This window comes from Paucibacter sp. DJ2R-2 (assembly GCF_025717675.1).
Lineage (GTDB): Bacteria > Pseudomonadota > Gammaproteobacteria > Burkholderiales > Burkholderiaceae_C > Paucibacter_A.
Genome location: NZ_JAJIRT010000002.1, coordinates 265,105 through 289,306 on the forward strand (window position 1 = coordinate 265,105; position 24,202 = coordinate 289,306).

At 65.8% G+C, this 24,202-nt stretch carries 13 protein-coding genes and 1 pseudogene; 7 read left to right on the top strand and 7 right to left on the bottom strand.

Annotated elements, in window-relative coordinates; translation table 11 throughout:
- The first annotated feature begins 15 nt into the window (after positions 1 to 15).
- From LNV28_RS08335 to LNV28_RS08345, 3 genes are all read left to right on the top strand, one after another.
- Positions 16 to 567: a c-type cytochrome gene (locus LNV28_RS08335; protein WP_263518468.1), complete on the top strand. Its 552-nt coding sequence runs from the start codon at positions 16 to 18 to the stop codon at positions 565 to 567.
- Between the two features lie 315 nt (positions 568 to 882).
- Positions 883 to 2,838, top strand: a complete 1,956-nt coding sequence (locus tag LNV28_RS08340; protein ID WP_263518470.1) for a DUF47 domain-containing protein — start codon at positions 883 to 885, stop codon at positions 2,836 to 2,838.
- The gene (locus LNV28_RS08345) at positions 2,835 to 4,490 is read left to right on the top strand and encodes a PEP/pyruvate-binding domain-containing protein (protein WP_263518472.1); all 1,656 of its coding nucleotides are present in this window, start codon (positions 2,835 to 2,837) and stop codon (positions 4,488 to 4,490) included. The genes LNV28_RS08340 and LNV28_RS08345 overlap by 4 nt, the downstream gene beginning before the upstream one ends.
- Positions 4,491 to 4,660: 170 nt before the next feature.
- Here LNV28_RS08345 and eutC read toward each other — a convergent pair whose 3' ends face one another.
- From eutC to LNV28_RS08365, 4 genes and pseudogenes are all read right to left on the bottom strand, one after another.
- Positions 4,661 to 5,482, bottom strand: coding sequence for an ethanolamine ammonia-lyase subunit EutC (gene eutC / locus LNV28_RS08350; protein ID WP_263518473.1), 822 nt, complete (start codon positions 5,480 to 5,482; stop codon positions 4,661 to 4,663).
- Positions 5,479 to 6,849 carry an ethanolamine ammonia-lyase subunit EutB gene (locus tag LNV28_RS08355; protein WP_263518474.1) on the bottom strand — a complete coding sequence of 457 codons (1,371 nt, stop codon included), beginning with the start codon at positions 6,847 to 6,849 and terminating at the stop codon, positions 5,479 to 5,481. The genes eutC and LNV28_RS08355 overlap by 4 nt, the downstream gene beginning before the upstream one ends.
- A gap of 383 nt (positions 6,850 to 7,232) precedes the next feature.
- The gene (locus LNV28_RS08360) at positions 7,233 to 8,426 is read right to left on the bottom strand and encodes a PQQ-dependent sugar dehydrogenase (RefSeq protein ID WP_263518475.1); all 1,194 of its coding nucleotides are present in this window, start codon (positions 8,424 to 8,426) and stop codon (positions 7,233 to 7,235) included.
- Between the two features lie 133 nt (positions 8,427 to 8,559).
- Positions 8,560 to 8,811, bottom strand: a pseudogene (locus tag LNV28_RS08365) (oxidoreductase dimerization domain-containing protein); the annotation flags it as partial.
- Between the two features lie 226 nt (positions 8,812 to 9,037).
- Between LNV28_RS08365 and LNV28_RS08370 the strand changes: the two are divergent.
- Together LNV28_RS08370 and LNV28_RS08375 are read left to right on the top strand one after the other, a co-directional pair.
- Entirely contained in the window at positions 9,038 to 13,045 is a 4,008-nt protein-coding gene (locus LNV28_RS08370; RefSeq protein ID WP_263518476.1) for a CHAT domain-containing protein, read from the top strand.
- A complete protein-coding gene (locus LNV28_RS08375) occupies positions 13,042 to 14,328 on the top strand; it encodes an alpha/beta hydrolase (protein ID WP_263518478.1) in 1,287 nt (428 codons plus the stop codon). The genes LNV28_RS08370 and LNV28_RS08375 overlap by 4 nt, the downstream gene beginning before the upstream one ends.
- A gap of 87 nt (positions 14,329 to 14,415) precedes the next feature.
- Here LNV28_RS08375 and lpdA read toward each other — a convergent pair whose 3' ends face one another.
- The 3 genes from lpdA to aceE are packed head-to-tail and all read right to left on the bottom strand — an operon-like array spanning position 14,416 to position 20,681.
- On the bottom strand, positions 14,416 to 16,239 hold the full coding sequence (gene lpdA / locus LNV28_RS08380) for a dihydrolipoyl dehydrogenase (protein WP_263518479.1): 1,824 nt from the start codon (positions 16,237 to 16,239) through the stop codon (positions 14,416 to 14,418).
- A gap of 15 nt (positions 16,240 to 16,254) precedes the next feature.
- Complete coding sequence (gene aceF / locus LNV28_RS08385) at positions 16,255 to 17,937, bottom strand: dihydrolipoyllysine-residue acetyltransferase (protein WP_263518481.1); 1,683 nt, start codon at positions 17,935 to 17,937, stop codon at positions 16,255 to 16,257.
- A 20-nt stretch (positions 17,938 to 17,957) separates the two neighbouring features.
- Positions 17,958 to 20,681, bottom strand: a complete 2,724-nt coding sequence (aceE, locus tag LNV28_RS08390; RefSeq protein ID WP_263518483.1) for a pyruvate dehydrogenase (acetyl-transferring), homodimeric type — start codon at positions 20,679 to 20,681, stop codon at positions 17,958 to 17,960.
- Between the two features lie 259 nt (positions 20,682 to 20,940).
- Between aceE and LNV28_RS08395 the strand changes: the two genes are divergently transcribed.
- Together LNV28_RS08395 and LNV28_RS08400 are read left to right on the top strand one after the other, a co-directional pair.
- Complete coding sequence (locus LNV28_RS08395) at positions 20,941 to 23,529, top strand: PAS domain-containing sensor histidine kinase (protein ID WP_263518484.1); 2,589 nt, start codon at positions 20,941 to 20,943, stop codon at positions 23,527 to 23,529.
- Entirely contained in the window at positions 23,526 to 24,149 is a 624-nt protein-coding gene (locus LNV28_RS08400; protein ID WP_263518486.1) for a response regulator transcription factor, read from the top strand. The genes LNV28_RS08395 and LNV28_RS08400 overlap by 4 nt, the downstream gene beginning before the upstream one ends.
- Positions 24,150 to 24,202 lie beyond the last annotated feature (53 nt).

Below are 24,202 nucleotides of genomic sequence, written 5' to 3' on the forward strand. Positions count from 1 at the left end.
GTGATTGACATGATCTTGATCAAGGGCGAGCCGAGGCGCAGCGCCACAATGGAACGAACCCAAGCCATTGAGGAGGAACGCAAGATGCAAGTAAATCAAAGTCGAACCAAGGGGCTTAGAACGTCGGCATTGCTGGCATTGCTGGCGCCTCTGGCCTTGTCAATGGCGGGCTGTGCGATCGAGCTTCAGAACAAGCAGGGCGCCAAAGAGATTGCCGAGGCGGCCAAATTGCCCGGTTCGGTGGCGATCGGCTGGCGCGTGTTCCAAGAGAACTGCGCCGCCTGCCATGGCGCTGCCGCGAGCGGCACGGGCAAGGCGCCGGATCTCTTGCCCCGAGTGCGGGAGATGGGCTCCGAGCGCTTTTCCAATCTGGTGCTGAAACGCTATGACTGGGCAGCCACACCCGGCGCCGGCAATGCGGCCGGCTTGAGCCCACGCCCTCCGGGTCAGGTGCAGATGCCGGCCTGGCAAAGCGACCCCGTGGTGAACGCGCATATCGCCGATCTGTACGCTTACCTGAGCGCGCGGTCGGAGGGTACACAAGGGCCGGGGCAGCCGGCGCGCTAGTTTAGGTTGCCGCCCCCTGCGGGGCGGCCAACAGCCGCGGGCCGCTCAAGCACATGCGGCTTGTCGCAGGGTTCGACCGACTGGGGCAACCCGGGCTCTCATGAGGGATGGTGTGGAAGGGGCTCCGCCAAGCGGCTGAGCCCAAGCCCGGCTTTCAGGGTGTGCGCTGCGCCCTTCGATTTGCGCCAAGTCAAAGCCTTTGCAGGCAGACGGGGCGCCGACGCGGTACTCAAGCGCCTGTAACGGCCTTGTCACGCGCACCTGAACATACTGGCCGAGTCCTTCATCTCGAGCCGTTTTGTTCCGGCCACCATCATGCAAAAGTCCGATGCCGTCGCGTCCCTGGGTCAGCACAGCTTGCTCTTGCCCGCCTGGGTCAAAACCGCCTTGCTGGCCAATGATCGATTGAAGCTGTGCCTGACGGTCTTGCAAGCCGCCGCCAGCCATGCCATGGCCCCCAAACAGGCCTTGCCGGATTTGCGTCACGAGATGGCCGCTGCCAGCCTGGACGCCGCCTGGCTGCGCGAGATGCCGGCCCAGGCCAGCCGCGAGGGCGACGATGTGCTGCTGCCCGAGCTGCCCCGCCTGGCCGCCCAGTTGGCCGAGGATCTGGCCTTGATGGCGCGGCCCTTGCTGCAAACCGAAACCGACCGAGCCACGCGTGAGCGGGTGGCACGATGGACCTCGACCCTGGAAGCCGTGCAAGACGAGGTGCTCAGCCCCGCCCTGCTGCGCAGCTTGAGCCACGGCCACCGTGCCAAGCATGGCGAGGCCGACGACGACAGCTTGCACCTCTTGGTGATGGACCTGCACAAGCAGCTCAACCAGCTGGCAGCCAGCCTGGCCAGCGAGTTGATCGAGGGCGCCCATGTCTGGGCCTTGGAAGACGGCGACCGGCCGCGTGTGGCCGCCTTTATGCGCGGCCTGCAGCGCACCGCACCCTTGAAGTTCGACCACCCCGGTTTGGATACGGCAGCCACGCGCGACAGCGAGCGATTGCTGATCCAAAACGATATCGGCACCAATGATGCCCATGTGCTGGTGCTGCAAGTTCAAGGCTTGGCCATCAGCCTGACCTATTCGGACCTGCACAAAACCCGCTTCGAGTTTTTCCAGGCGCAACTGGCCGCCTATGGCGCGCAATGGTCCGTGCCCGAAGCTCGTGTCTCGGCGGGGCTGAATCAGGGTGAGGCCTATCAGCTGGGCACCGCGCGCTTTGAGGCCGAGGACGAGGCCCAGCTCTTGTGGATGCTGGAGGGCGTGGCTTCGCGCATCGTCTTTTTGATCGATTGGAACCGGGCCCGCAAGCGGCTGCTGAACTTTGTCGGCAAGCGCGAGGCGATTGCGGTGCTGGCCGAGGCGGCCCGGCAGGACGTGGGCCATATGGCCTGGTTGAAGACCGGCGGCGAGCGCATGTTGTTCGAAGCCATGCAGGCGCTGGGGGCCGATGCCTTTCGCATTGGCGATCGCTTGGACGAGGTCTTGGGCCAGAGCGGCGCACAGGCCTTTTTGAACGAAGTGCTGCGCATGGCCTCGCAAGCTTTGCTGCAAAAACAGCCCAGCGCCCTGGTGGCCGATGAAACCCGTTTGCTGCTGGCGCGGCAGTTGCAACAGCGTGCGCCCGAGTTTGACCTCTTGGCCGAACACGCGGCCTATTGCCAGACCCTGGCCGAGGGCATCAGTCAGGCCCTGGCCCATGGCTGGGAGCAGGACAAAGAAGCCGCCGCCAAGCTGGCTCAGCGCGCCAAGACCTGGGAGCGCCAGGCCGACCATCTGGTCATGCAAGCCCGCGAGCGCGCGCGCCGCCAGCCACGCTGGGCACCGTTCGCGGGCCTCTTGCAAACGGCGGACGATGCGGCCGATGCGTTGGAGGAATGCGCGTTCTTGCTGAGCTTGATCGCCGACCACCATCACCAGGGCTGGAACCGCGAACTGCGCGAGCTGCTGTCGCAGCTGGCGCAAGCGGTGCTGCATGCGACGCAAGAGCAGGTCAAGGCGGTGGCCGTGGCGCGCGGGCTGAATGCGGCCAGCGAAGCCGCCGAGCATGATGAGTTTGTGGCCGCCACTTGGCAGGTCTTGCGCGCCGAGCGGCAATGCGATGAGTTGCTGCGGGCCGCCAAACGCTGCATGGCCGCCGAGCTGTCGAACGCGGCCGCGCTGATGCTGGTCAACGACCTGGCCAATCAGCTGGAGTTGGCTTCGGACCGCTTGCTCAACGCGGCCTATGCCCTGCGCGAGCTGGTGTTCAGCAAGACCGAGGTGGGCGCATGAAAGCGATCAGCACAGCGGCCTTGCCGTCCGAACTCTTCCTCCTGGGCTGCGCCGGCCAAACGCCCTTGGCTCAGGCCAGCCCGCAAGGCCTGGGATTCAAGGCCTTCAATCTGCTGCGCATGGCGCAAATGGGCTTGCCGGTGCCGCCTGCCTTTGTGTTGGGCACGAAGTTCTGTGCCGACGCAGCATCGCAGGACCAAGCGGCGAGCCCTGAACTCTGGGCGCCAGCGCTGCAGGCTTTGGAATCGGCCAGTGCAGCGCTGCGCTTCGGCCATGCGGCCCGGCCCTTGCTGCTGTCGGTGCGTTCCGGTGCGCCGGTGTCCATGCCAGGCATGATGGAAACCCTGCTCAATATTGGCCTCAACGACGAAACGGTGCAGGGCCTGATTCGCCAGACCGGCAATCCGCGCCTGGCCTGGGATGCCTACCGCCGTCTGATTGCCAGCTTTGCAGAAGTGGTGGTCGGCCTGCCTGCCGCCTTGTTTGAGGACGAATTGAAGCGGCTCTGCGCCGGTCGTGATGAGCGCCAGCTCGACTTTGCCGAGTTGCGCGGCCTCACTCAGCGCTTTCTCCAGCTGTACAACCAAGTCGCCGGGAAGCCGTTTCCGCAGTCACCGCAGCTGCAACTGCAGCAAGCGATTGCCGCGGTGTTTGCTTCCTGGCAATCCGACAAGGCACGCAGTTACCGTGCTGCCCATGGCATTGCCGACGCCATCGGCACGGCCGTCACCGTGCAGGCCATGGTGTTCGGCAACGCGGGCGCGCGCTCGGGCGCCGGCGTGGGCTTCACCCGTGACCCGCGCAGCGGAGAACCCGGCTTGTGGGTCGATTTCCTGTTCAACGCCCAGGGCGAAGACGTGGTCTCGGGGCGCCGAAGCGCCCAGGGGCATGAGCAGTTGCAGCAGGTCTTGCCCCAGGTGTGGGAGGAACTGCAGCAAGCTTGTGCGCTCTTGGAACGCCAGATGGCCGAGATGCAGGACTTCGAATTCACCGTACAGGATGGGCGTTTTTACTTGCTGCAGACGCGGGACGGCAAACGCAGCCCGCAGGCCCAGGCGCGAATTGCGCTGGATCTATGCCGCGAGGGCGTGATCGATCAGGCGACCGCCCAGCAACGTTGTGCGGGTCTGGACGGCGAAGCCTTGCGGCTCAGCCGTGTGCTCGCCGCCGATGGACAAGCAGCACAAGCGCTGGCACGGGCGCAGGCGGCCAGCACTGGCGTAGTGGCAGGCCGCATCGTCCTTGACGAAGCCGGCGCGCGGGCAGCCCAGGCGGCCGGTCAGCCGGCGGTGCTGCTGCGGCGTGACGCCGAGACCGCCGACAGCGCCGCGCTGGCGCTCACCCTCGGGCTCTTGACGCAAAACGGCGCGCGCACCTCGCATGCCGCCGTGGTGGCACGGCAGATGGGCAAGGTCTGCCTGGTCGCCTGCGAAGGCATGTGGCTGGACGAAGCCGCGCGCGAGGTCCACTTCGGCGACCGCTGCTTGCGCGAAGGTGACTGGATCAGCCTGGACGGCAACGAGGCCTGTGTCTATGCCGGGCAGGTGCAGACCGAATGGTGGTGCCCGCCCGGACTGTTGGCGGAGTTGGAACAGCTGAGGCAAGACCTGCCACCCGCTCACACCCAGGCAGAGCAGCTTGTGGGTGCTTGAGGCCGCTGTGTCTTGATGGCGGCCTGCCTGTGCCGCCGCTCAAGTGTCATACGGCTTGGACTGCGCAATCGGCTGCCGCTCTGACGGGGTGGGTCTGATGGGGCGGCGGGGCGCAAAAGCGCTGGAGCAGCCTGAGGCCGCCCACGCTTCCGCCCTTCCCCCTCGGCCACTCAGCCAGTCAGCAGCCGCATCAAGGCTGCGGGCTCGGCAGCGGCCAATGAGCGCTCGTCCTGCTCATCCTTCAGCGCCACGCCGCTGAGCTTCCGGGCACGTGCCTCGCGCAGCAGCGCATGCAGCTTGGCGGCGGCGGCGGGCGCCGGCAGGCCTTCGGGGCGCACATTCGAGATGCAATTGCGTTCGGCATCGACCAGACCCACGCGCGGCGCCCAGCTGAAATAGATGCCCAGACTGTCCGGCGCCGACAAGCCCGGCCGCTCGCCAATCAGAACCACCACGCAGCGGGCCTTGAGGCGCGCGCCAATCTCGTCACCGATGGCCACGCGGGCCTGGACCGCCACCACCGGCGGCGCCCAGTTCCAGCCGCCCTCGTCCAGCAGGCGCTCGCGCAGTGCGGCCAGCAGCGGCAGGGCTTGGCGCTGCAGCGCCAGCGCCGAGAGGCCGTCGGCCAGCACAAAGGCCAAGTCCGGGGCCTCGTCAGCGCGGCCCGCCGGCTGCGCGTCCAGCAGCGCGGCACTGGCGGCATCGAGCTGACGACCCAGATCGGGGCGCTGCAGATAACGGGCACGATCCTCGGCCTGGCTGTGCACCCGAAGCGGCGCTTCGCCGAGCGCGCGCAGGCCCGCCAGCAAGGCCTCGGCATCCAGCGGCGTGTGCACGGCATCGCGGGCCTCGGCATGGGCCTGCTGGAAAGCAAGGTGGGCGGCGGTGGGCACGCTGGCGCCGGCGCGCCCCAGACCGATGCGTGCGGCCGTGTAGCGGCTGAGGCTGGCCCAGGGCTGCGCGGTCACGGCGGGCTTGGCGGTGGCACTCATGCCCGCTCCAGCAGCGCGGCAAAGCCGGCCGGCAAGGCGTCTGCCAGCCGCGGCGAGCCGCCGGGCTCGAACACGCCCATGCGCTGCAACCAGGCCTCGAACTCAGGCGCCGGCCGCAGGCCCAGCAGGCGGCGCATCGCCAGTGCATCGTGAAAGCTGGTGCTCTGGTAGCCGAGCATGATGTCGTCCGAGCCGGGCACGCCCATGATGTAGTTGCAGCCGGCAGCGCACAGCATCGTCAGCAGGCTGTCGACATCGTCGACATCGGCCTCGGCATGGTTGGTGAAGCACACGTCCACGCCCATGGGCAAGCCCAGCAGCTTGCCGCAGCAATGGTCTTCCAGCCCGGCGCGCAGGATCTGCTTGCCGTCGAACAGATACTCCGGCCCGATGAAGCCCACCACGCTGTTGACCAGGAGCGGCTCGAAGCGCCGCGCCACCGCATAGGCGCGGCACTCCAGCGTCTGCTGGTCGCAGCCCTGGTGCGTGCCGCTGGACAGCGCACTGCCTTGGCCGGTTTCGAAATACATCACCTGGCGCCCACCGCGTTGCAGCGCCAGCGCGGCTGCCTGCGCCTCGGCGAGCAGGTCCAGCGTGATGCCGAAGCCGCGGTTGGCGCCCTCGGTGCCGGCGATGGACTGGAACACCAGGTCCACCGGCGCACCGCGATGAATCGCTTCCAGCGTGGTTGTCACATGGGTCAGCACGCAGCTCTGCGTCGGGATCTCGTGGCGGCGGATCACCGCATCGAGCATCTGCAGCAAGCGCATCACCTGGGGCAGGTTGTCGGTGGCCGGGTTGATGCCGATGACGGCATCGCCCGCGCCCATCAGCAGCCCGTCCAGCAGGCTGGCGGCGATGCCGGCCTCGTCGTCGGTCGGGTGATTGGGCTGCAGCCGCGTGGCCAGCCGCCCACGCAGGCCCAGCGTCGAGCGAAAGCGGGTGACGACCTCGCAGCGCTGCGCGATCAACATCAGGTCCTGCGCCCGGCACAGCTTGCTCAGCGCGGCCACCATCTCGGGCGTCAGGCCGGGTGCGATCGCCGCCGTGTCCAGCGCCTCGGCCAGCAGCGCATCGCGCAGGCCACCCACGGTCAGATGCGCAATCGGCGCAAAGGCCGCGGCATCGTGCGTGTCGATGATCAGCCGCGTGACCTCGTCGCTCTCGTAGGGCACGACGGCCTCGTTCAAAAACGCCTTCAGCGGCAGATCGGCCAGCGCCAGCTGCGCGGCCACCCGCTCTCGCGCATCGGCAGCCGCCACACCCGCCAGCTCATCCCCCGAGCGCCGCGGGCTCGCCTTGGCCAGCAAGCTGCGCAGGTCCGCAAAATGAAAGCGCTCAGCGCCAAGACGGTGAACATAGGCCATCGCGCGAGTATGCGACAGCGTGAGGGCGGCAGGATGACAGGCGCGTGGCGGACGATGGCTACCTGCCGCTTGCCTGCAGCCGCGGAGCGCGCAACTCGGCCGGCTTCGCCTTCACGACCTGCGGCACCCAGCGCCGTATCCGCGCTACCGCTTCTCGCACGACACAGCCAAACCCGGCAGCGCTGCGATCGCGTTTAACTTGTCCGAGGGCAGCGGAATACCAGTGATGTCGATGGCGGTAAGCAAGGGCAAAGGCTTGTGTAGGCCTTGCCAGCGGGCGCTACAAGCCCACGAACTGGGCACCATGAATGGCTTTGAGCACTGACTCTGGGCCATGGGTACGAGCTGAGCCCCAAGATATGGCCCTAGGAAGCTGGCCTCGATCAGCGCGCCAAGCGCAAGAGCTTGCCACTGTCCGTCAAAAGCATCAAAGCGCCATCGGCGGCCTGACGAACATCGCGAATGCGCTCGCCCTGATCCTTGAACATCTCGGTGCGCGATTGAACCGTGTTGCCGCTGAGCTGCAGGCGCCAAAAAGCTTGGCCGGCCAACGAGCCCGAGAAGAGCTGGCCCTGCCACTCCGGGAACATGCGGCCGGTGTAGAAGACCAAGCCGGCCGGCGCCACCGACAGCGGCACCCAGTAGGTCAAAGGTTCCACATAACTCGGCGCATGAACGCCACCGCCGAGGCGGCAGCCTTCGCCGACCGGATCCCCGTAGTTGCAGCCATAGCTCTTGATCGGCCAGCCAAAGTTGGCCCCCGCCCGGGCGATATTGATCTCATCGCCACCCTGCGGGCCATGCTCGCTGACCCACAGCTCGCCCGTGGCCGGATGCAAGGCTGCGCCCTGAGGGTTGCGATGCCCAACGCTCCACAGGCCGGCACGAGCGCCCGCGCCGAAGTTGGGGTTGTCGCTGGGGATGCTGCCATCGCGCTGGATGCGCACCACCTTGCCCAGCGTCTGTGCCAGGTCTTGCGCCGGTGCACCGAGCTGGCGCTCGCCCAGGGTCACAAACAAACTCTTGTCACGCGCAAACACCAGGCGAGATCCGAAGTGACCGCCGCCGCTGACTTTGGGCGCCTGCCGGAAGATCGTTGCCACATCGACCAGCGCATTGCCGACCAGACGCCCGCGAGCCACGGCCGTGCCGGACTTGCCGACTTCCGCGCCCTGGCCGGCTTCGGCATAGCTGAGGTAGACCCAGGGCGTGCTCGCAAAGTCAGGGTCAATGGCCACATCGAGCAAACCGCCCTGTCCGGCTGACGCCACCGCGGGCACACCACCGATCGCCATCGATGCCCCTTGGCCGCTGGCCGGCAGCTTCAGCAGGATGCCGCCTTTTTGCGTCACCAGCCACTGGCCGTCGGGCAGCTGCGTCATGCCCCAAGGGCTTTGCAGATCGCTGCGCAAGATGCTCAGTTGCGGCGCGGCTGGGGTGGGTGCGGGCGTGGGTGCAGGCGTTGGAGCGGGCGTGGGGCTGGGTTCAGCCGCGACGGAGCTGCCCCCTCCACCACAAGCAACCAAGAGCGAGACGGAAATGCAAGCCAAGGTGCAAATCGAGGGTCGAGCGGACATGGCGGCGGTCTCCGGTGGCGATGTTTGCCGGGAGTCTATGCCGGCCTCCTTTCAAGCGCACACCCCGGCCAAGACCCGGAAGCAAAAGCCCCGGACGGCTTCCCGTTCGGGACTTAGGTCTCGTCAACGATTTCGCTACTTCCGCTGCCATACCGATGCTTTCGCCAAGCGTTGGGTGCGAATGGATGGTATCGCCGATGTCCACCGCGCCCGCCCCCATCTCGATCGCCAGGGCGATCACGCCGATCATGTCGCCGGCATGGGTGCCGACGATGCCGCCACCGACGATGTGGTGAGTCTCTTCATCAAACAGCAGCTTGGTGAAGCCTTCGTCGCGGCCGTTGGCGATGGCGCGGCCCGAGGCGGTCCAGGGGAACAGGCCTTCGCAACTGCGAAAACCGCGACTCCGCAAGCTCAACTGGAGTCTTGACTACTTACAGCACCTTTTCGGCTCGCGGCCTTCTCCTTGGTCACCATGGTGGCCGCCCATCATTTTCGATCGGAGCCTAATGCCATCTCTTGAGTGACAGCATGCGCGATCTCAACGATCATCTCGCCCGCGTATCGCAGTACAGCGGGGAACTGTACAAAACCACCATCAAGAGCCTGCCATGCCCATTCGTTTTGATCTGATCATCACCGCCGACGATTCAAACCGCAACGCCGAGTTCCGCCTTTGTGATGCCCAAGGCGTGCAACTCGCCTATCAAAAGACGGCTTTCAAGGACATCCCGGTGAGCCAACAGCGGGCTCTATTTGATTTGCGCAACCACCTGCGCCTGTATGTCGAAGCGGGCCAGCAACAGGCGGCCGTGGCGGCCGTTGGTGTGTGCATTGCCGAAACGATCCTGGGCAAAGACATCTTTACCCAACTCTGGGCATCGCAAGCGCAGCGCACGTTGTGCATCCAGTTGCCAGGCGCTGGGGACAGTGAAAACCACCTCGCTGCCGCGCTGGCTCGTGTGCCCTGGGAGATCGCCCGGCCGGCCGCCGATCACGCGACCCTTGGCGAGCGCAACCTGCTCGTCCGTGTGGTTCACGACATGCAGGCTACGGCGTCAACGCCAATTGAGCTAGGGGCGGACGAAGCCCTGCGCGTGCTTTTTGTGTTTGCCGAAGCGCGCGGCTCGCGTCCGCTGGGCGCGCGCAGGGAGCGGCGGGAGCTGTTGCGGCTCTTTGAGAAGGAAATCTACCCGCAGCGCCGCATCGTTGCGCACTTCCTCACCCATGGCGTCACCCGCGAGCGGCTGACAGCGCAGATTCAGGAAAACGGCGGCTACCACGTCGTCCACTGGAGCGGGCACGGCCACATGAACCTGCTTGAACTCTGCAAGCCCGGCGGCGCGAGCGACCGCCTCTCTGGCGGGGAACTGCTTGAAATCTTCACGGATGCTGGCGGCTTTCTCCCAAGGCTGTTCTTCCTCAGCGCCTGCCATTCCGGCGACATCCTGCAGGTGAAGGACTGGAGTGACTTCCTCGCCGTCGCCCAGGGCCAAGAGCCGGGCACGAGAGAAGCCAACACCAAGGACCTCGATCTCAAAGAACAGCCCGGCTACACCGGCACCGCCCATGCGCTGCTGCAAGGCGGCGTGCCCTCCGTGGTGGCCATGCGTTACGCCGTGGGTGACGACTATGCCCGAGAGGCGGCGGTGGAGTTTTACCGCGCCCTGTTCGCCCACGCCCAGCCGAAGAACGTCGCCGCCGCCCTCACCCAGGCGCGGCAGGCCATGCTGAATAGCAAAAAGCATAACCAAGCGCACTTCAGCGTGTGCGACCACGCCACGCCCGTGCTCTACGGCGAGGAACAGCCCGGCCTCAGCCTTTTGACCGGGCGCAGCCCAGCCCGCAATCCGCGCAATCCCCGCCTGCACACCATCACCGAGCTGAGTACGGCAGGGCACGAGCATTTCGTCGGGCGCACCTGGGAATTGGTCGGGCTGGGGGCGGACTTCATCGGCTCCAGCACCGGCGTGGAGGTGAAGCCGGTTGCCGTCATCACCGGGCTGGGCGGCATGGGCAAGACCGCGCTGACCGCCGAGGCCTTGGCGTTGTGGGAAACGCGCTTTGAGTGGGTGCTGCTGTATCAGGCCAAGCCGAATGCGCTCGGCTTTGACGCCACATTGCGCGACATCCACATGAAGCTCATGGGCGAGCTGAAGCTTTACCACGACCATGTGCGGGCCCATCCCGCCGATGCCATCCACCGCGATGCCAGCGCCGAGTTCACCGGCCCCCTACGGCTGGAGCGGCTCACGCGCAACCTCCTGCGCGCACTGAAGGACGAGCCCATCCTCCTCGTGCTGGACAACTTTGAGACCAACCTCAAGGACGCCGACCCCGCCACCCCATATTCAGCCTGCCAGGACCCGGCATGGGAACGTTGCCTGGCCGTGCTGGCCACCGAACTCGTCGGCTCGCCTTCGCGCGTGCTCATCACCTGCCGGCGTCCGCTCACAGCGCTCGCCGGCGGGGCGGCGCATGCCGTCCCGCTCGGGCCGCTGCCCGGCGCGGAGGCGGCGCTCTACCTGAGGGAGCAGCCCGGCCTGAGACGCTTGGTCTTTGGCGCAGCCCCTGAGGAGAAGAAGCTCGCACTCCGTCTGCTGAATGCCAGCCGCTTTCACCCACTGCTGATGGATCGGCTGGCGAAGCTGGCGGCGCAGGCGCCGCTGCGGCCCCAGCTGCTGGCCGCACTCGATGCGCTGGATAAAACCCAGGACTTCGCCCAGCTCCCGGCGCTTTTTGCCACCACGCCGGGTGATGCAAAAGAACTGGCCTACCTCGACGATGCGCTGGCTTCTTCGCTCGACCAGCTCATCCGCGACTTGGGCCCGGATGCCCGCCGCCTGCTCTGGATCATCGCCTTGGCCAATCAGCCCGAGGCGCAGGGGCTGGTTCAGCGCTTGTGGAGCGGGGAGACGCACGAGCAGCAGCAACTCCGGCAGATCAAGCAGATGCTAGACATGGTGCCGCAACTCCCGCCGGAGATGCCGGCGGAGTTGAACGCGATGCCACCGGAGCTTCGCGCGATGCTCGACGCCCTGCCGGCCGAGCGGCCGGCGCGGCCGGATTTGGCGCCGCTGTTGGCCCGGCTGGTGAGCGTGGGGCTGCTCACAGAGGAGCGCGACGCACCGGACGACGCCAACCCGAATCTCAGCTGCCACGAACTCGTCCGCGAACGCATCCGCGCCTGGATGGCGCAGCGGCCGCAGGACCATGCGGAGTGGACCGAAAACACCATCCGCCTCGCCTACGCCGAGCGGCTGGAGGCTGTGTATGACGCGCTCCAGCACCAGAACATGAGCGCCGCTCTAGAGGCAGGCAGCCGCGCCGTGGTCTATTGCGTGCAGGCCGGGGCCTGGGATCGGATGGGCGGTTTTGCCAGCCGCCTGGTCACAAGCACCAACGATCCGCGCTTGCTGGAGACGCTGATCCCGCATCTCCAGATGGCCGCCGAATCCACCTCTGAGGGCCGGCCGCGCTGGACCTGCCTCGGCAACCTCGCCGATGCACTGAAGAACAGTGGCCGTCCCGATGCCAGCCTGCTCTTCTACGAGCAGGCCGCTGCCCAGGCCCGCACCGTCGCCGAGGCGGGAGGCGAGGGCTCCCGGCAGGCGTGGTCGGACCTCGGTTGGATCTCTGGCAACTGGGCGCTTGCTCTCCGGGGTGACGGCAAGATCGACGCGGCGCGCCAGTGTCAGCTCGACAGCGCCGAGGCGGAGAAGCAAGCTGGCAGCCCTGCCATCCAAGTCATCGGCAGCGAGCTGGAGGCCCTGCGCATTGACATCCTGCAGGGCCAGGTCAAGGCGGCCTTGCCGAAGGTGGAGGCGCGGCTGGCGCAGGTTGATGCGTGGTGGCAGCAACAGCGCTGCGGCCAGCAAGTGCCCGAGGCCCCGGATGCAGAGGTCCTCGCTCGCGCGTTCATCAGCGCGCTCGACATTGCCACAGACGCTCACTTTGCCGAGAAGGACTGGCCCTCCGCCCTGCGCCGCCTTGAAGCCATCCTGGAGGTGAAACGTGCGCTGGAGCGCCCGGCGGAGGACATCGGCACCACGCGGATGAACCGCGCCAACGTGCTAAATCGGCTCGGCGATTTCGGCGAGGCCAAGGCCGAGCTGGAGGCCTGCCTCACGCTGTTCCAGTACGACCCGGCCAGGAGCGCCAGGGTGCTCAGCTCCCTCGCGGACTTGTTCGACAAGCAAGGCGACATCGCCCAGGCCATCATCCAGCAGCGCCGAGCCCTTGCCCTGCGCGAAGCTCTTCCTGATCCCGCTGCCCGCGCCGGCTCGCACAACAATCTGGCCCACTACCTGGTAAGCAGCGGCAGCCCAGCCGCCCTCGCCGAAGCCCCCCGCCATCAGCTCGCCGCCCTGGTTTACCGCCTGGTCGCCGGGCTGGGACAGCAGCTCCAGACCTCGCTGCACAACTACGGCGTTCGTTTCCGCCGCGCCCATGCCGCCGGCACCGAGCTCTCAGTCCCGCGCGTGGCGGAGCTGCTCGCCGAGCCCGCCTTTGCCCCGCTGGCGCAATGGTTGCGCCAACGCCAGCTGCCGCTGGAAGAGCTGCAAGCCGATGTGGATCGATTCCTCGCCCGAGCCCGACAGGACGGTAAAGCCCCATGAAGCTACCCCAACTTTTTCAAGCCCTCAGCGCCGCCGTGCAGCGGGGCGACCGCCCGGCCGCGCTGGAACTGGGCCGCCAGATTCAGCAACAGCTGGCCAGCGAAAGCGCCGAGCACGCCACCCTGGAGCGCCAGATGCGCGCCTTGCTGGCGGAGCTGGACGGTGCCCCGCCGCCCGCCGCATCACCTGCCCAGCCACTCGAGGAGTTGATCTTCGACCCACTCGCCGAACGCGGTGGCTTGGATGATCAGCCGGAGGAAGCGTCGCCCAGCGCAGAAAAGGAGACTGCCTCTTCAGCACTGACGGGCGACGCGCGCCTGTTTCCGCTGTGGTTTGGCACCAACCGCCGCGCCACGGCCGATGGCAAAGGCTTCAGCGGTGAGCGCGATGCGCAGACCACCGTGGGCCGGGTGCTCGTGCGCGTGCCCGAGGCCCACCGCTTCGGCGAAACCGGCAGCGGCTTTTGGCAAAAGCTCAAGCGCTTGGATTTCCGTGATGACCGCCTGCGCCTGCACGAGGTTCAGGTGCAGGACGAAGCAGGCTTCTACGCCAGCCTGCAAGCCGCCACGCAGCACGACGGGGCGACGCACGCGCTGCTCTTCCTGCACGGCTTCAATGTGAGTTTTGAGGAGGCCGCCATCCGCGCAGCGCAGCTCGGCTGCGATCTGGCGGTGCCGGGCGTCACGGCCTTCTTCAGCTGGCCCTCACGCGCTGCCGTGGCGTGCTACCCGGCCGATGAAGCCAGCATCGAGGCCAGCGAACGGGCCATCACCGATTTTCTGGTGGACTTCGCCACCCGCTCAGGCGCTCAGAAGATCCATGTGATCGCCCACAGCATGGGCAATCGCGGCCTGCTGCGTGCCTTGCAACGGATTGCCGCCAACGCGCAGACGCAGGGCCGGGTGAAGTTTGGCCAGATCTTTTTGGCGGCACCCGATGTGGACCGCGACCTGTTTCTCGACCTCGCTCATCTGTACCCGGCGCACAGTGAGCGCACCACGCTCTACGCCTCCGCTGCCGATCTGCCCGTGCATCTCTCGTCCAAGCTGCACAGCGCCCCGCGCGCGGGCTATTTCCAGCCCTACACCGTGGCGCCCGAGGTGGACACGGTGGCTGTGCCCGACTTCGACCTCGATCTGCTGGGCCACAGCTACTTCGCCCAGGCCGCAGCGCTGCTGCACGATATGTTCGACCTGATGCGACTGGACGCCCCACCGTCTTCGCGGCAGCGCCTGAGTGCAGCACTCGAAGAAGACCAGCGTTTCTGGAGGCTGCGGCTCTGATTTGCGCACCAGAAACGATTCGTCATACCCAGCGAAAAAGCCCTGACCAGTTTCCCGGACGGGGCTTTTTTCTTGCGCTAAGGCCGCTTACTTCTTGCTGGGCGGAAGGTCCGTGCAAGACCCGTGCGCCACTTCCGCCGCCATGCCGATGCTCTCGCCCAGTGTCGGATGCGGGTGAATCGTCTTGCCGATGTCCACCGCGTCGGCGCCCATCTCGATGGCCAAAGCGATCTCGCCGATCATGTCGCCGGCATGGGTGCCGACGATGCCGCCGCCGACGATGCGGTGCGTCTCTTCATCGAAGAGCAGCTTGGTGAAGCCTTCGTCGCGGCCGTTGGCGATCGCGCGGCCCGAAGCCGACCAAGGGAACAAGCCCTTCTTGACCTTGATGCCTTGGGCCTTGGCCTGGTCTTCGGTCAAACCCACCCACGCCACTTCCGGGTCGGTGTAGGCCACGCTCGGGATCACGCGGGCATCAAACTGGCTCTTGCTCAGGTGCGCATCGCCGAGGATGGCGCCAGCGGCCACTTCGGCCGCCACATGGGCTTCGTGCACCGCCTTGTGCGCCAGCATGGGCTGGCCGACCACATCGCCGATGGCGAAGATGTGCGGCACATTGGTGCGCATCTGCACATCGACGTTGATGAAGCCACGGTCGGTCACGGCCACGCCGGCCTTGTCGGCTGCGATCTTCTTGCCATTGGGCGTGCGGCCCACAGCTTGCAGCACGAAGTCGTAGACGCCTTCGCTCTTGGTGCCGTCCAGGCCCTCGAACTGCACCTTGATGCCTTCAGGCGTGGCCTCGGCACCGACGGTCTTGGTCTTCAACATGATGTTGTCGAAGCGCTTGGCGTTCATCTTCTGCCAGACCTTGACCAGATCGCGGTCGGCGCCTTGCATCAGGCCGTCCAGCATCTCGACCACATCGAGGCGTGCGCCCAGGGTCGAGTAGACCGTGCCCATTTCCAGGCCGATGATGCCGCCGCCGATGATCAGCATCTTCTTGGGCGTGCCCTTGAGTTCCAGCGCGCCGGTCGAATCGACGATGCGCGGGTCTTGCGGCAAAAAGGGCAGGCGCACCGCTTGCGAGCCGGCCGCAATGATGGCCTGCTTGAAGCGAAGCACCTTCTTGGCGCCGGTCTTGGCCTGGGCCTCGCCGGCGGTTTCTTCGACTTCCACATGGAAGGCGTCGATGAAGTTGCCGTAGCCGCGCACGGTGGTGACCTTGCGCATCTTGGCCATCTGGGCCAGGCCGCCGGTCAGCTTGCCGATGACCTTTTCCTTGTGGCCGCGCAGCTTGTCGATGTTGACGGTCGGGGCGCCGAAGTCCACGCCCAGATCGCCGAGGTGCGAGACCTCATCCATCACCGCGGCCACATGCAGCAAGGCCTTGGACGGGATGCAGCCCACATTCAAGCAGACACCGCCCAGGGTGGCATAACGCTCCACCAGCACGACCTTCAAACCCAGGTCAGCGGCGCGGAAAGCGGCTGAGTAGCCGCCCGGGCCGGCGCCCAGCACCAAGACATCGGCTTCCAGATCGACCGGGCCGCTGTAGCTGCCGGCGGCGGGGACGAAGGCGGGAGCAGGAGCGGGGGCAGGGGCAGCCGCCACAGGGGCGGCAGCTGCGGCAACAGGAGCAGCAGCAGGCGTAGGTGCAGGCGCAGCAGCCGCTTCGGACTCCAGCACCAGCAACAGCGTGCCCTGGTTGATCTTGTCACCCAGCGCGACCTTGACTTCCTTGACCACGCCGGCATGCGAGGACGGGATCTCCATCGAGGCCTTGTCGGACTCCACGGTCACCAGGCTTTGCTCGACCTTGACCGTGTCACCGACCTTGACCAGCAGCTCGATGACGGCCACATCCTTGAAGTCGCCGATGTCGGGAACTTGTACTTGAACCAATGCCATGTCAGGGTTCTCCGGTCAGAGCACGATGCGGCGGAAATCGGCCAGCAGCGAAGCGAAGTAGACATTGAAGCGCGCAGCGGCCGCGCCGTCGATGACGCGGTGGTCCCAGCTCAAGGAGAGCGGCAGCATCAGACGCGGCTGGAAAGCCTTGCCATCCCACTTGGGCTCGATCTGGCTCTTGCACACGCCCATGATGGCCACTTCCGGCGCATTGATGATGGGGGTGAAGTAACGACCACCGATGCCGCCCAGGGACGAGATGGTGAAGCAGCCACCGCTCATCTCGGCCGGGCCCAGCTTGCCGTCGCGCGCCTTCTTGGCCAGCTCGCCCATTTCGGCGCTGATCTCGAAGATGCCCTTCTTGTCGGCGTCCTTGATCACCGGCACGACCAGGCCGTTGGGCGTGTCCGCCGCAAAGCCGATGTGGAAGTACTTCTTCAGCACCAGCTTTTGCGCGTCGCCCTCGCCTTCCAGCGAGGCATTGAACTCGGGGAACTTCTTGAGCGCCGCCACGGCCGCCTTGATCATGAAGGCCAGCATGGTGACCTTGACCGCCGCCGGGTTCTTCTCGTTTTCCTTGTTCGTTTGAACACGGAAGGCTTCCAGCTCGGTGATGTCGGCGTCGTCGTGGTTGGTCACATGCGGGATGACCACCCAGTTGCGGTGCAGATTGGCACCGCTGATCTTCTTGATGCGGCTGAGGTCCTTGCGCTCGATGGCGCCGAACTTCTCGAAGTCCACCTTGGGCCAGGGCAGCAGGCCAGCCAGGCCCGCGCCGCCGGCCGCAGCCGGGGCAGCTGCAGGTGCCACCGCCTTTTGCGCTGCGGTCTGCACCGCACCGGCCATCACGGCCTTGACAAAGGCCTGCAGGTCTTGCTCCTGGATGCGGCCATTCGGGCCCGTGCCCTTGACCTCGTCCAGCGGCACACCCAGCTCACGCGCCATGCGGCGGATGCTGGGCGAGGCGTGCGGCAGCTTGCCCTTGAGCACGCTCGGGTCGTGAGCGGGCACGGCTACAACTGCAGCAGCAGCCGGCGCGGCCACCACGGCTGCAGCAGCCGGAGCAGTCACGGGTGCAGCAGCCACAGGCGCGGCGGCCACGGGTGCAGCAGCAGCGCCCTGCACTTCCACCAGCGCCAGCAGCGAGCCCTTGGCCACCTTGTCACCGAGCTTGACCTTGAATTCCTTGATCACACCAGCGTGCGAAGACGGGATCTCCATCGAGGCCTTGTCGCTCTCGACCGTGATCAGGCTTTGCTCGACCTTGATGCTGTCGCCGACCTTGACGAAGACCTCGATCACCGCCACCGACTCGAAGTCGCCGATATCGGGCACGAACACTTCGACCAGGCTGCTCGCTGCTGCCGAGGCGGCGGCCACAGGAACAGCGGCCACCGGCGCAGCAGCGACCGGAGCCGGTGCAGCAGGAGCGGCAGCCGGCACAGCAACAGCCGCCGAGCCCGCAGCCTCGACCAGCAGCACCAGGCTGCCTTCATTGACCTTGTCACCCAGGGCGACCTTGATCTCGCGCACCACGCCAGCGTGGCTGCTCGGAATCTCCATCGAGGCCTTGTCGCTCTCGACCGTGATCAGGCTTTGCTCCACGGACACCGTGTCGCCCACCTTGACGAGCAGCTCGATCACCGCCACGTCCTTGACGTCCCCGATGTCGGGAACTTTCACTTCTACCAATGCCATGTCTGTCTCCGCGAGCGCGATCAAGCGTACAGGGGGTTGATCTTGTTGACGTTGAGGCCGTACTTGGCAATCGCCTCAGCCACCTTGGTGGCCGGGATCTTGCCTTCATCGGCCAGGCTCTTGAGCGCAGCGACGACGATGTAGTGGCGGTTGATTTCGAAGTGCTCGCGCAGCTTGGAGCGGAAGTCCGAACGGCCGAAACCATCGGTACCCAGAACCTTGAAGCTGCGGCCGGCGGGGATGAAGGCGCGGATCTGTTCCGCGTAGTTCTTCATATAGTCGGTCGAGGCCACGACCGGGCCGCTGGTGCGGCTCAGCTGTTGGGTCACGAAAGGCACGCAGGACAGCTCGGTCGGGTGCAGCAGGTTCCAGCGCTCGGCGTTCTGGCCGTCGCGGGCCAGCTCGTTGAAGCTCGGGCAGCTCCAGACATGGGCGCCCACGCCCCACTCCTGCTCCAGCAAGACCTTGGCCGCCTGGCTTTCGCGCAGAATGCTGCCGGAGCCGAGCAAATTGACCGTCAGGGCCGTGCCGGCCTGGGCTTCTTCCAGCAGGTACATGCCCTTCAGGATCTGCGCCTCGGTGCCGACCTTGAGGCCGGGCATGGCGTAGTTCTCGTTCAGCAGGGTGATGTAGAAGTAGACGTTCTCCTGGTCTTCCACCATGCGCTTGAGGCCGTGCTGCATGATCACCGCCACTTCGTGCGCGAAGCTCGGGTCATAGCTGATGCAGTTCGGAATCGTGCCGGCCAGGATGTGGCTGTGGCCGTCTTCGTGCTGCAGGCCTTCGCCGTTCAGCGTGGTGCGGCCCGAGGTGCCGCCCAGCAGGAAGCCGCGCGCCTGCATATCGCCGGCCGCCCAGGCCAGGTCACCGATGCGCTGGAAGCCGAACATCGAGTAGTAGACGTAGAACGGGATCATGACCCGGTTGTTCGTCGAGTAGCTGGTGGCCGCAGCGATCCAGCTGGCCATGCCGCCGGCTTCGTTGATGCCTTCTTGCAGGATTTGGCCGTCCTTGGCCTCGCGGTAGTACATCACCTGGTCCTTGTCGACCGGGGTGTAGTTCTGACCTGCGGGGTTGTAGATGCCGATCTGGCGGAACAGGCCTTCCATGCCGAAGGTGCGGGCCTCGTCGACCAGGATGGGCACGACGCGCGGGCCCAGGTCCTTGTCACGCAGCAGCTGGGTCAGGAAGCGCACATAGGCCTGCGTGGTCGAGATCTCGCGGCCTTCGGCGGTCGGCTCGAGCACGGCCTTGAAGGTGTCCAGCGGCGGTGCGCTGAAGCTCTCGTCGGCCTTGACGCGGCGCTGCGGCAGGTAGCCGCCCAGGGCCTTGCGGCGCTCGTGCAGATAGCGCATCTCGGGCGTGTCGTCGGCCGGCTTGTAGTAAGGCAGCTTGGGCAGCTCGCTGTCGGGAATCGGGATGCCGAAACGGTCGCGGATGTACTTGATGTCCTCGTCGGTCAGCTTCTTGGTCTGGTGGACGGTGTTCTTGCCTTCACCGGCCTTGCCCATGCCGTAGCCCTTGACGGTCTTGACCAGCAACAGCGTCGGCTGCTTGGAGTCGTTGTTGTGGGCGGCATGGAAAGCGGCGAAGACCTTCTCGGGCTGGTGGCCACCACGGCGCAGCTCGAAGATCTCCTCGTCGCTCATGTGCTCGACCAGCTTGGCGGTCTCGGGGTACTTGCCGAAGAAATGCTTGCGGACGTAAGCGCCGTCATTGGCCTTCATGGCCTGGTAGTCGCCGTCCACGGTTTCCATCATCAGCTGCTTGAGCTTGCCGCTCTTGTCGCGCGCCAGCAGCTCGTCCCAGCCCTTGCCCCAAATCAGCTTGATGACCTTCCAGCCGCTGCCGCGGAACTCGCCTTCGAGTTCCTGGATGATCTTGCCGTTGCCGCGCACCGGGCCGTCCAGGCGCTGCAGATTGCAGTTGATGACGAAGACCAGATTGTTCAGGCCTTCGCGTGCGGCCAGGCCGATGGCGCCCAAGGATTCCGGCTCGTCCATCTCGCCGTCGCCCATGAAGGCCCAGACCTTGCGGTTCTCGGTGTTGGCGATGCCGCGTGCATGCAGGTACTTCAGGAAGCGCGCCTGATAAATGGCCATCAAGGGGCCCAGGCCCATAGAGACGGTCGGGAACTGCCAGAACTCGGGCATCAGCTTCGGATGCGGGTAGCTGGACAGGCCCTTGCCGTCGACTTCCTGGCGGAAGTTGTCCAGCTGCGCCTCGTTCAGGCGGCCTTCCAGGAAGGCGCGGGCGTAAATGCCGGGGGCGCTGTGGCCTTGGATGTAGAGCAGGTCGCCGCCGTGCTCTTTGCCTGGTTCGGCGCTCTCGGCATGCCAGAAATGGTTGAAGCCGGCGCCCAGCATGGAGGCCAGCGAGGCGAAGGAGCCGATATGGCCGCCCAGATCGCCACCGTCGGCCGGGTTCAGGCGGTTGGCGCGCACGACCATGGCCATGGCGTTCCAGCGCATATAGGCGCGCAGGCGCTTCTCGATCTCGATATTGCCGGGGCAACGCGCTTCCTGCTCAGCAGGAATGGTGTTCACATAGGCCGTGGTGGCCGAGAAGGGCACGTCGATGCCGGACTGGCGGGCATGCTCGATCAGGGTGTTCAGCAGGAAATGGGCACGTTCACCACCTTCTTCACCAATGACGGCGGACAGAGCGTCCAGCCATTCCTTGGTTTCCAGCGAATCGGTGTCATTGGCGGCTGCGCCTAGAAAGGACTGGGGCTGCGCGGACATGGCTTGTCTCCGAAGATTTGACTCGAGGGGCATGCAGCGGCTGGTTTTGCGCCAGCTTCACTGCCCGTCCCCAGGCTAAAAAACCTTGCCCGGACAATGCTCCGGACAAAGCAACGGCTTGAACGTCGTGTGCGTTTGCGGCGAGTGTCTCACAAGATTTGCCCACTCTCAAATGGTGCGAATGCTTTTCATATTGCGAAAAGAGTTACAGAGGAGTGTCAAACAAAAAGCCCCTGCCGCACCCGGATAATCGCCCGCTATGTCTTTTCTTACCGATCTCCAAGGCGCTGCGCGCCAGATGGTTCAGCCCCTGCGCCGGGTGCTGGTGCGCTGGTGGCTCAGCCAGTCGCCCTCGCGGCAAGACCGCTTCGCCACCCTGGGCCCGCTGATCTCCGTCCTGCTCTTCCTGACCGCCATCATCCTGGCCTTCTGGTACCTGCGAAACGAGGAAATCGAGCGCGAGTCGGAGGCCGTCAAGCGCGACAGCGAGATCGCCCAGCAGCAGATCCGCGTGCGCCTGAATGACAACCAGGAACAGCTGCTGCGCATCGCGCGCGAGATCGTCACCCGCGCGGTCGACACCCAGGAGTTCAGCGCCCAGGCCAAGGCCTTCGCCCGCGACCGGCCCGAAATCACCCACATCACCTGGCTGAGCAATCGCCGCGAGGCACGCGCCAGCGTCAGCGGCGCCGGCTTCCAGGACGACTCCCTGATGTCGGCCGAGGGCCATGACCCCTCCATGCCCCTGGCCAATCAGAGCAACCCGGCCGAGCTGGCCTTCCAGGCGGCGCGCGAACGCCGCCAGCCCAGTTACTCACCGCCCTTTGCCGACAACATCGGCACCCGGGTGTTCCAGATCCATGTGCCTCTGATCGACCGCAGCGGCTTTGCCGGCGTGCTGATCGCCGAGTACTCGATCGAAGCCCTGTTGCGCTACTACGTGCCCAGCGAGGTGACGACCCGCCATGTGGTGGCCATCCTCGACGCTGGCGAGCAGATCGTCGCCAGCACCGTCACGCAAATGCCGGGCACGCGCCCCAAGCGCGCCCTGATCCTGCACGAGGTGCCGCTGGCCCCGGCCATGAACGGCCTGGTGCTGCGCGGCGAGGGCTACCGCACCTCGATCGGACTGATCAGCAACACCTTGTTCTGGATGGTGGTGGCGCTCTCGGTGCTGACCGTCTGGATGCTGCTGGGCACCTGGAAGCACATGCGCCGGCGCCTGCACATCCAGAACGCGCTGTCCAGCGAAACCAATTTCCGCCGCGCCATGGAGAACTCCATGCTGACCGGCATGCGCGCCATGGACATGGAGTCGCGCATCTCCTACGTCAACCCGGCCTTCTGCGCCATGACCGGCTTCTCGGAAGCCGAGCTGATCGGCCGCAAGCCGCCCTTCCCCTTCTGGCCACCCGACCGCCTGGAGGAAAACGCCCGCCTGCTGCAGCAAGAGCTGCAAGGGCGCAGCCCGGCCGGCGGCGTCGAGGTGAAGATCCTGCGCAAGGACCACACCATCTTCGACGGCCGCGTCTACATCTCGCCCCTGGTGGACAGCAAGGGCAAGCAGACTGGCTGGATGACCTCGATGACCAACATCACCGAGGCCAAGCGCGTGCGCGACCAGCTGTCCGCCTCGCATGAGCGCTTCACCACCGTGCTGGAAGGCCTGGACGCCGCCGTGTCCGTGCTCTCGGTGCAGCAGGGTGAGCTGCTGTTCGCCAACCGCAGCTACCGGCTCTGGTTCGGCGCCGACCCGGCCGGCCATGCCCTGCTCTCGGGCAGCCAGCTGGGCCGCAGCAGCGGGCCGGACGCCGACGAAGAGGTGGACGACTACAGCGGCCTGCCCGCCCAGGCCCTGACCGAAATGGGCTCGGACCCGCGCGAGGTGTATGTCGAGTCGCTGGAGATGTGGTTCGACGTGCGCTCGCGCTACCTGCAGTGGACCGACGGCCGCCTGGCGCAGATGTTGATCGCCACCGACATCACCACCCGCCGCCATGCCGAAGCCCAGGCCGCCAACCAGGCCGAGAAGGCACAGATGACCAGCCGCCTGATGACCATGGGCGAAATGGCCTCCAGCGTGGCCCACGAGCTGAACCAACCCCTGACCGCCATCACCAACTACTGCAACGGCATGGTCTCGCGGGTTCGCAATGACAGCATCCAGAAGGACGATCTGCTGGCCGCGCTGGAAAAGACCGCCAAGCAGGCCCAGCGCGCCGGTCAGATCATCCACCGCATCCGCAACTTCGTGAAACGCAGCGAGCCCAAGCGAGAAGCGGCCCAGGCCTTCGACATCGTCGAGGATGCGGTCGAGCTGGCCGGCATCGAGCTGCGCCGCCGCAATGTGGCCATCCACACCTACATCGCGCAGCGCCTGCCGACCCTGATGGTGGACCCCATCTTGATCGAACAGGTCTTGATGAACCTGCTCAAGAACGCGGCCGAGGCGATCGACAACGCAGGCCTGCCGGTGTCGCGCCGCCACATCGAACTGCGTGTGGTGCCCAAGCACACCCCCGAACTCGGGGGCCATATCGACTTCAGCGTCACCGACATGGGCCCGGGCATGCCCGAGGAGGTGATCTCCCGGATGTACGAGGCTTTCTTCTCGACCAAGGCCGATGGATTGGGCATCGGCCTAGGGTTATGCCGGTCTATCGTGGAGTCTCACCAGGGTCGGATCCGTGCTGAGAACTTATACAATGGCGAGGCTGTTGTAGGCTGCAGGTTCGCCTTCAGCATCCCGGTAGACATCTCCCGAGTTGACCCGCCTCTGGCGAATGGGCCACTCGGGCCGACGACAGGATCCGAAGGATCCGCAGTAAACAAACAAGCGACACCATGAGTCTGATTCCGAAGAAGGGCAATGTCTACGTCGTCGATGATGACGAGGCCGTACGCGACTCGCTGCAATGGCTGCTCGAAGGCAAGGACTACCGGGTCAAGTGCTTCGACTCCGCCGAATCCTTCCTCAGCCGCTATGACCCCCGCGAAGTCGCCTGCCTGATCGCCGACATCCGCATGGAAGGCATGAGCGGCCTGGAGCTGCAAGACCGCCTGATCGAGCGCCACAGCCCCCTGCCGGTGGTCTTCATCACTGGCCACGGCGATGTGCCCATGGCGGTGCAGACCATGAAAAAGGGCGCGATGGACTTCATCGAAAAGCCTTTCAAGGAAGAAGAACTGGTGGCCCTGGTCGAGCGCATGCTGGACCAGGCTCGCAACGCCTTCTCCACCCACCAGGAAGCCGCCAGCCGCGACGCCCTGCTCTCGCGCCTGACCACGCGTGAATCCCAGGTGCTGGAGCGCATCGTCGCCGGCCGCCTGAACAAGCAGATCGCCGACGACCTGGGCATCAGCATCAAGACGGTGGAGGCGCACCGCGCCAACATCATGGAAAAGCTGAACGCCAACACGGTGGCCGATCTGCTCAAGATCGCCCTGGGCGCACCGGCCAAGGCCTGATATCGACTCACCCTGACGAGGCCGCTGAATGCGGCCTCGTTGCATTTCTGGAA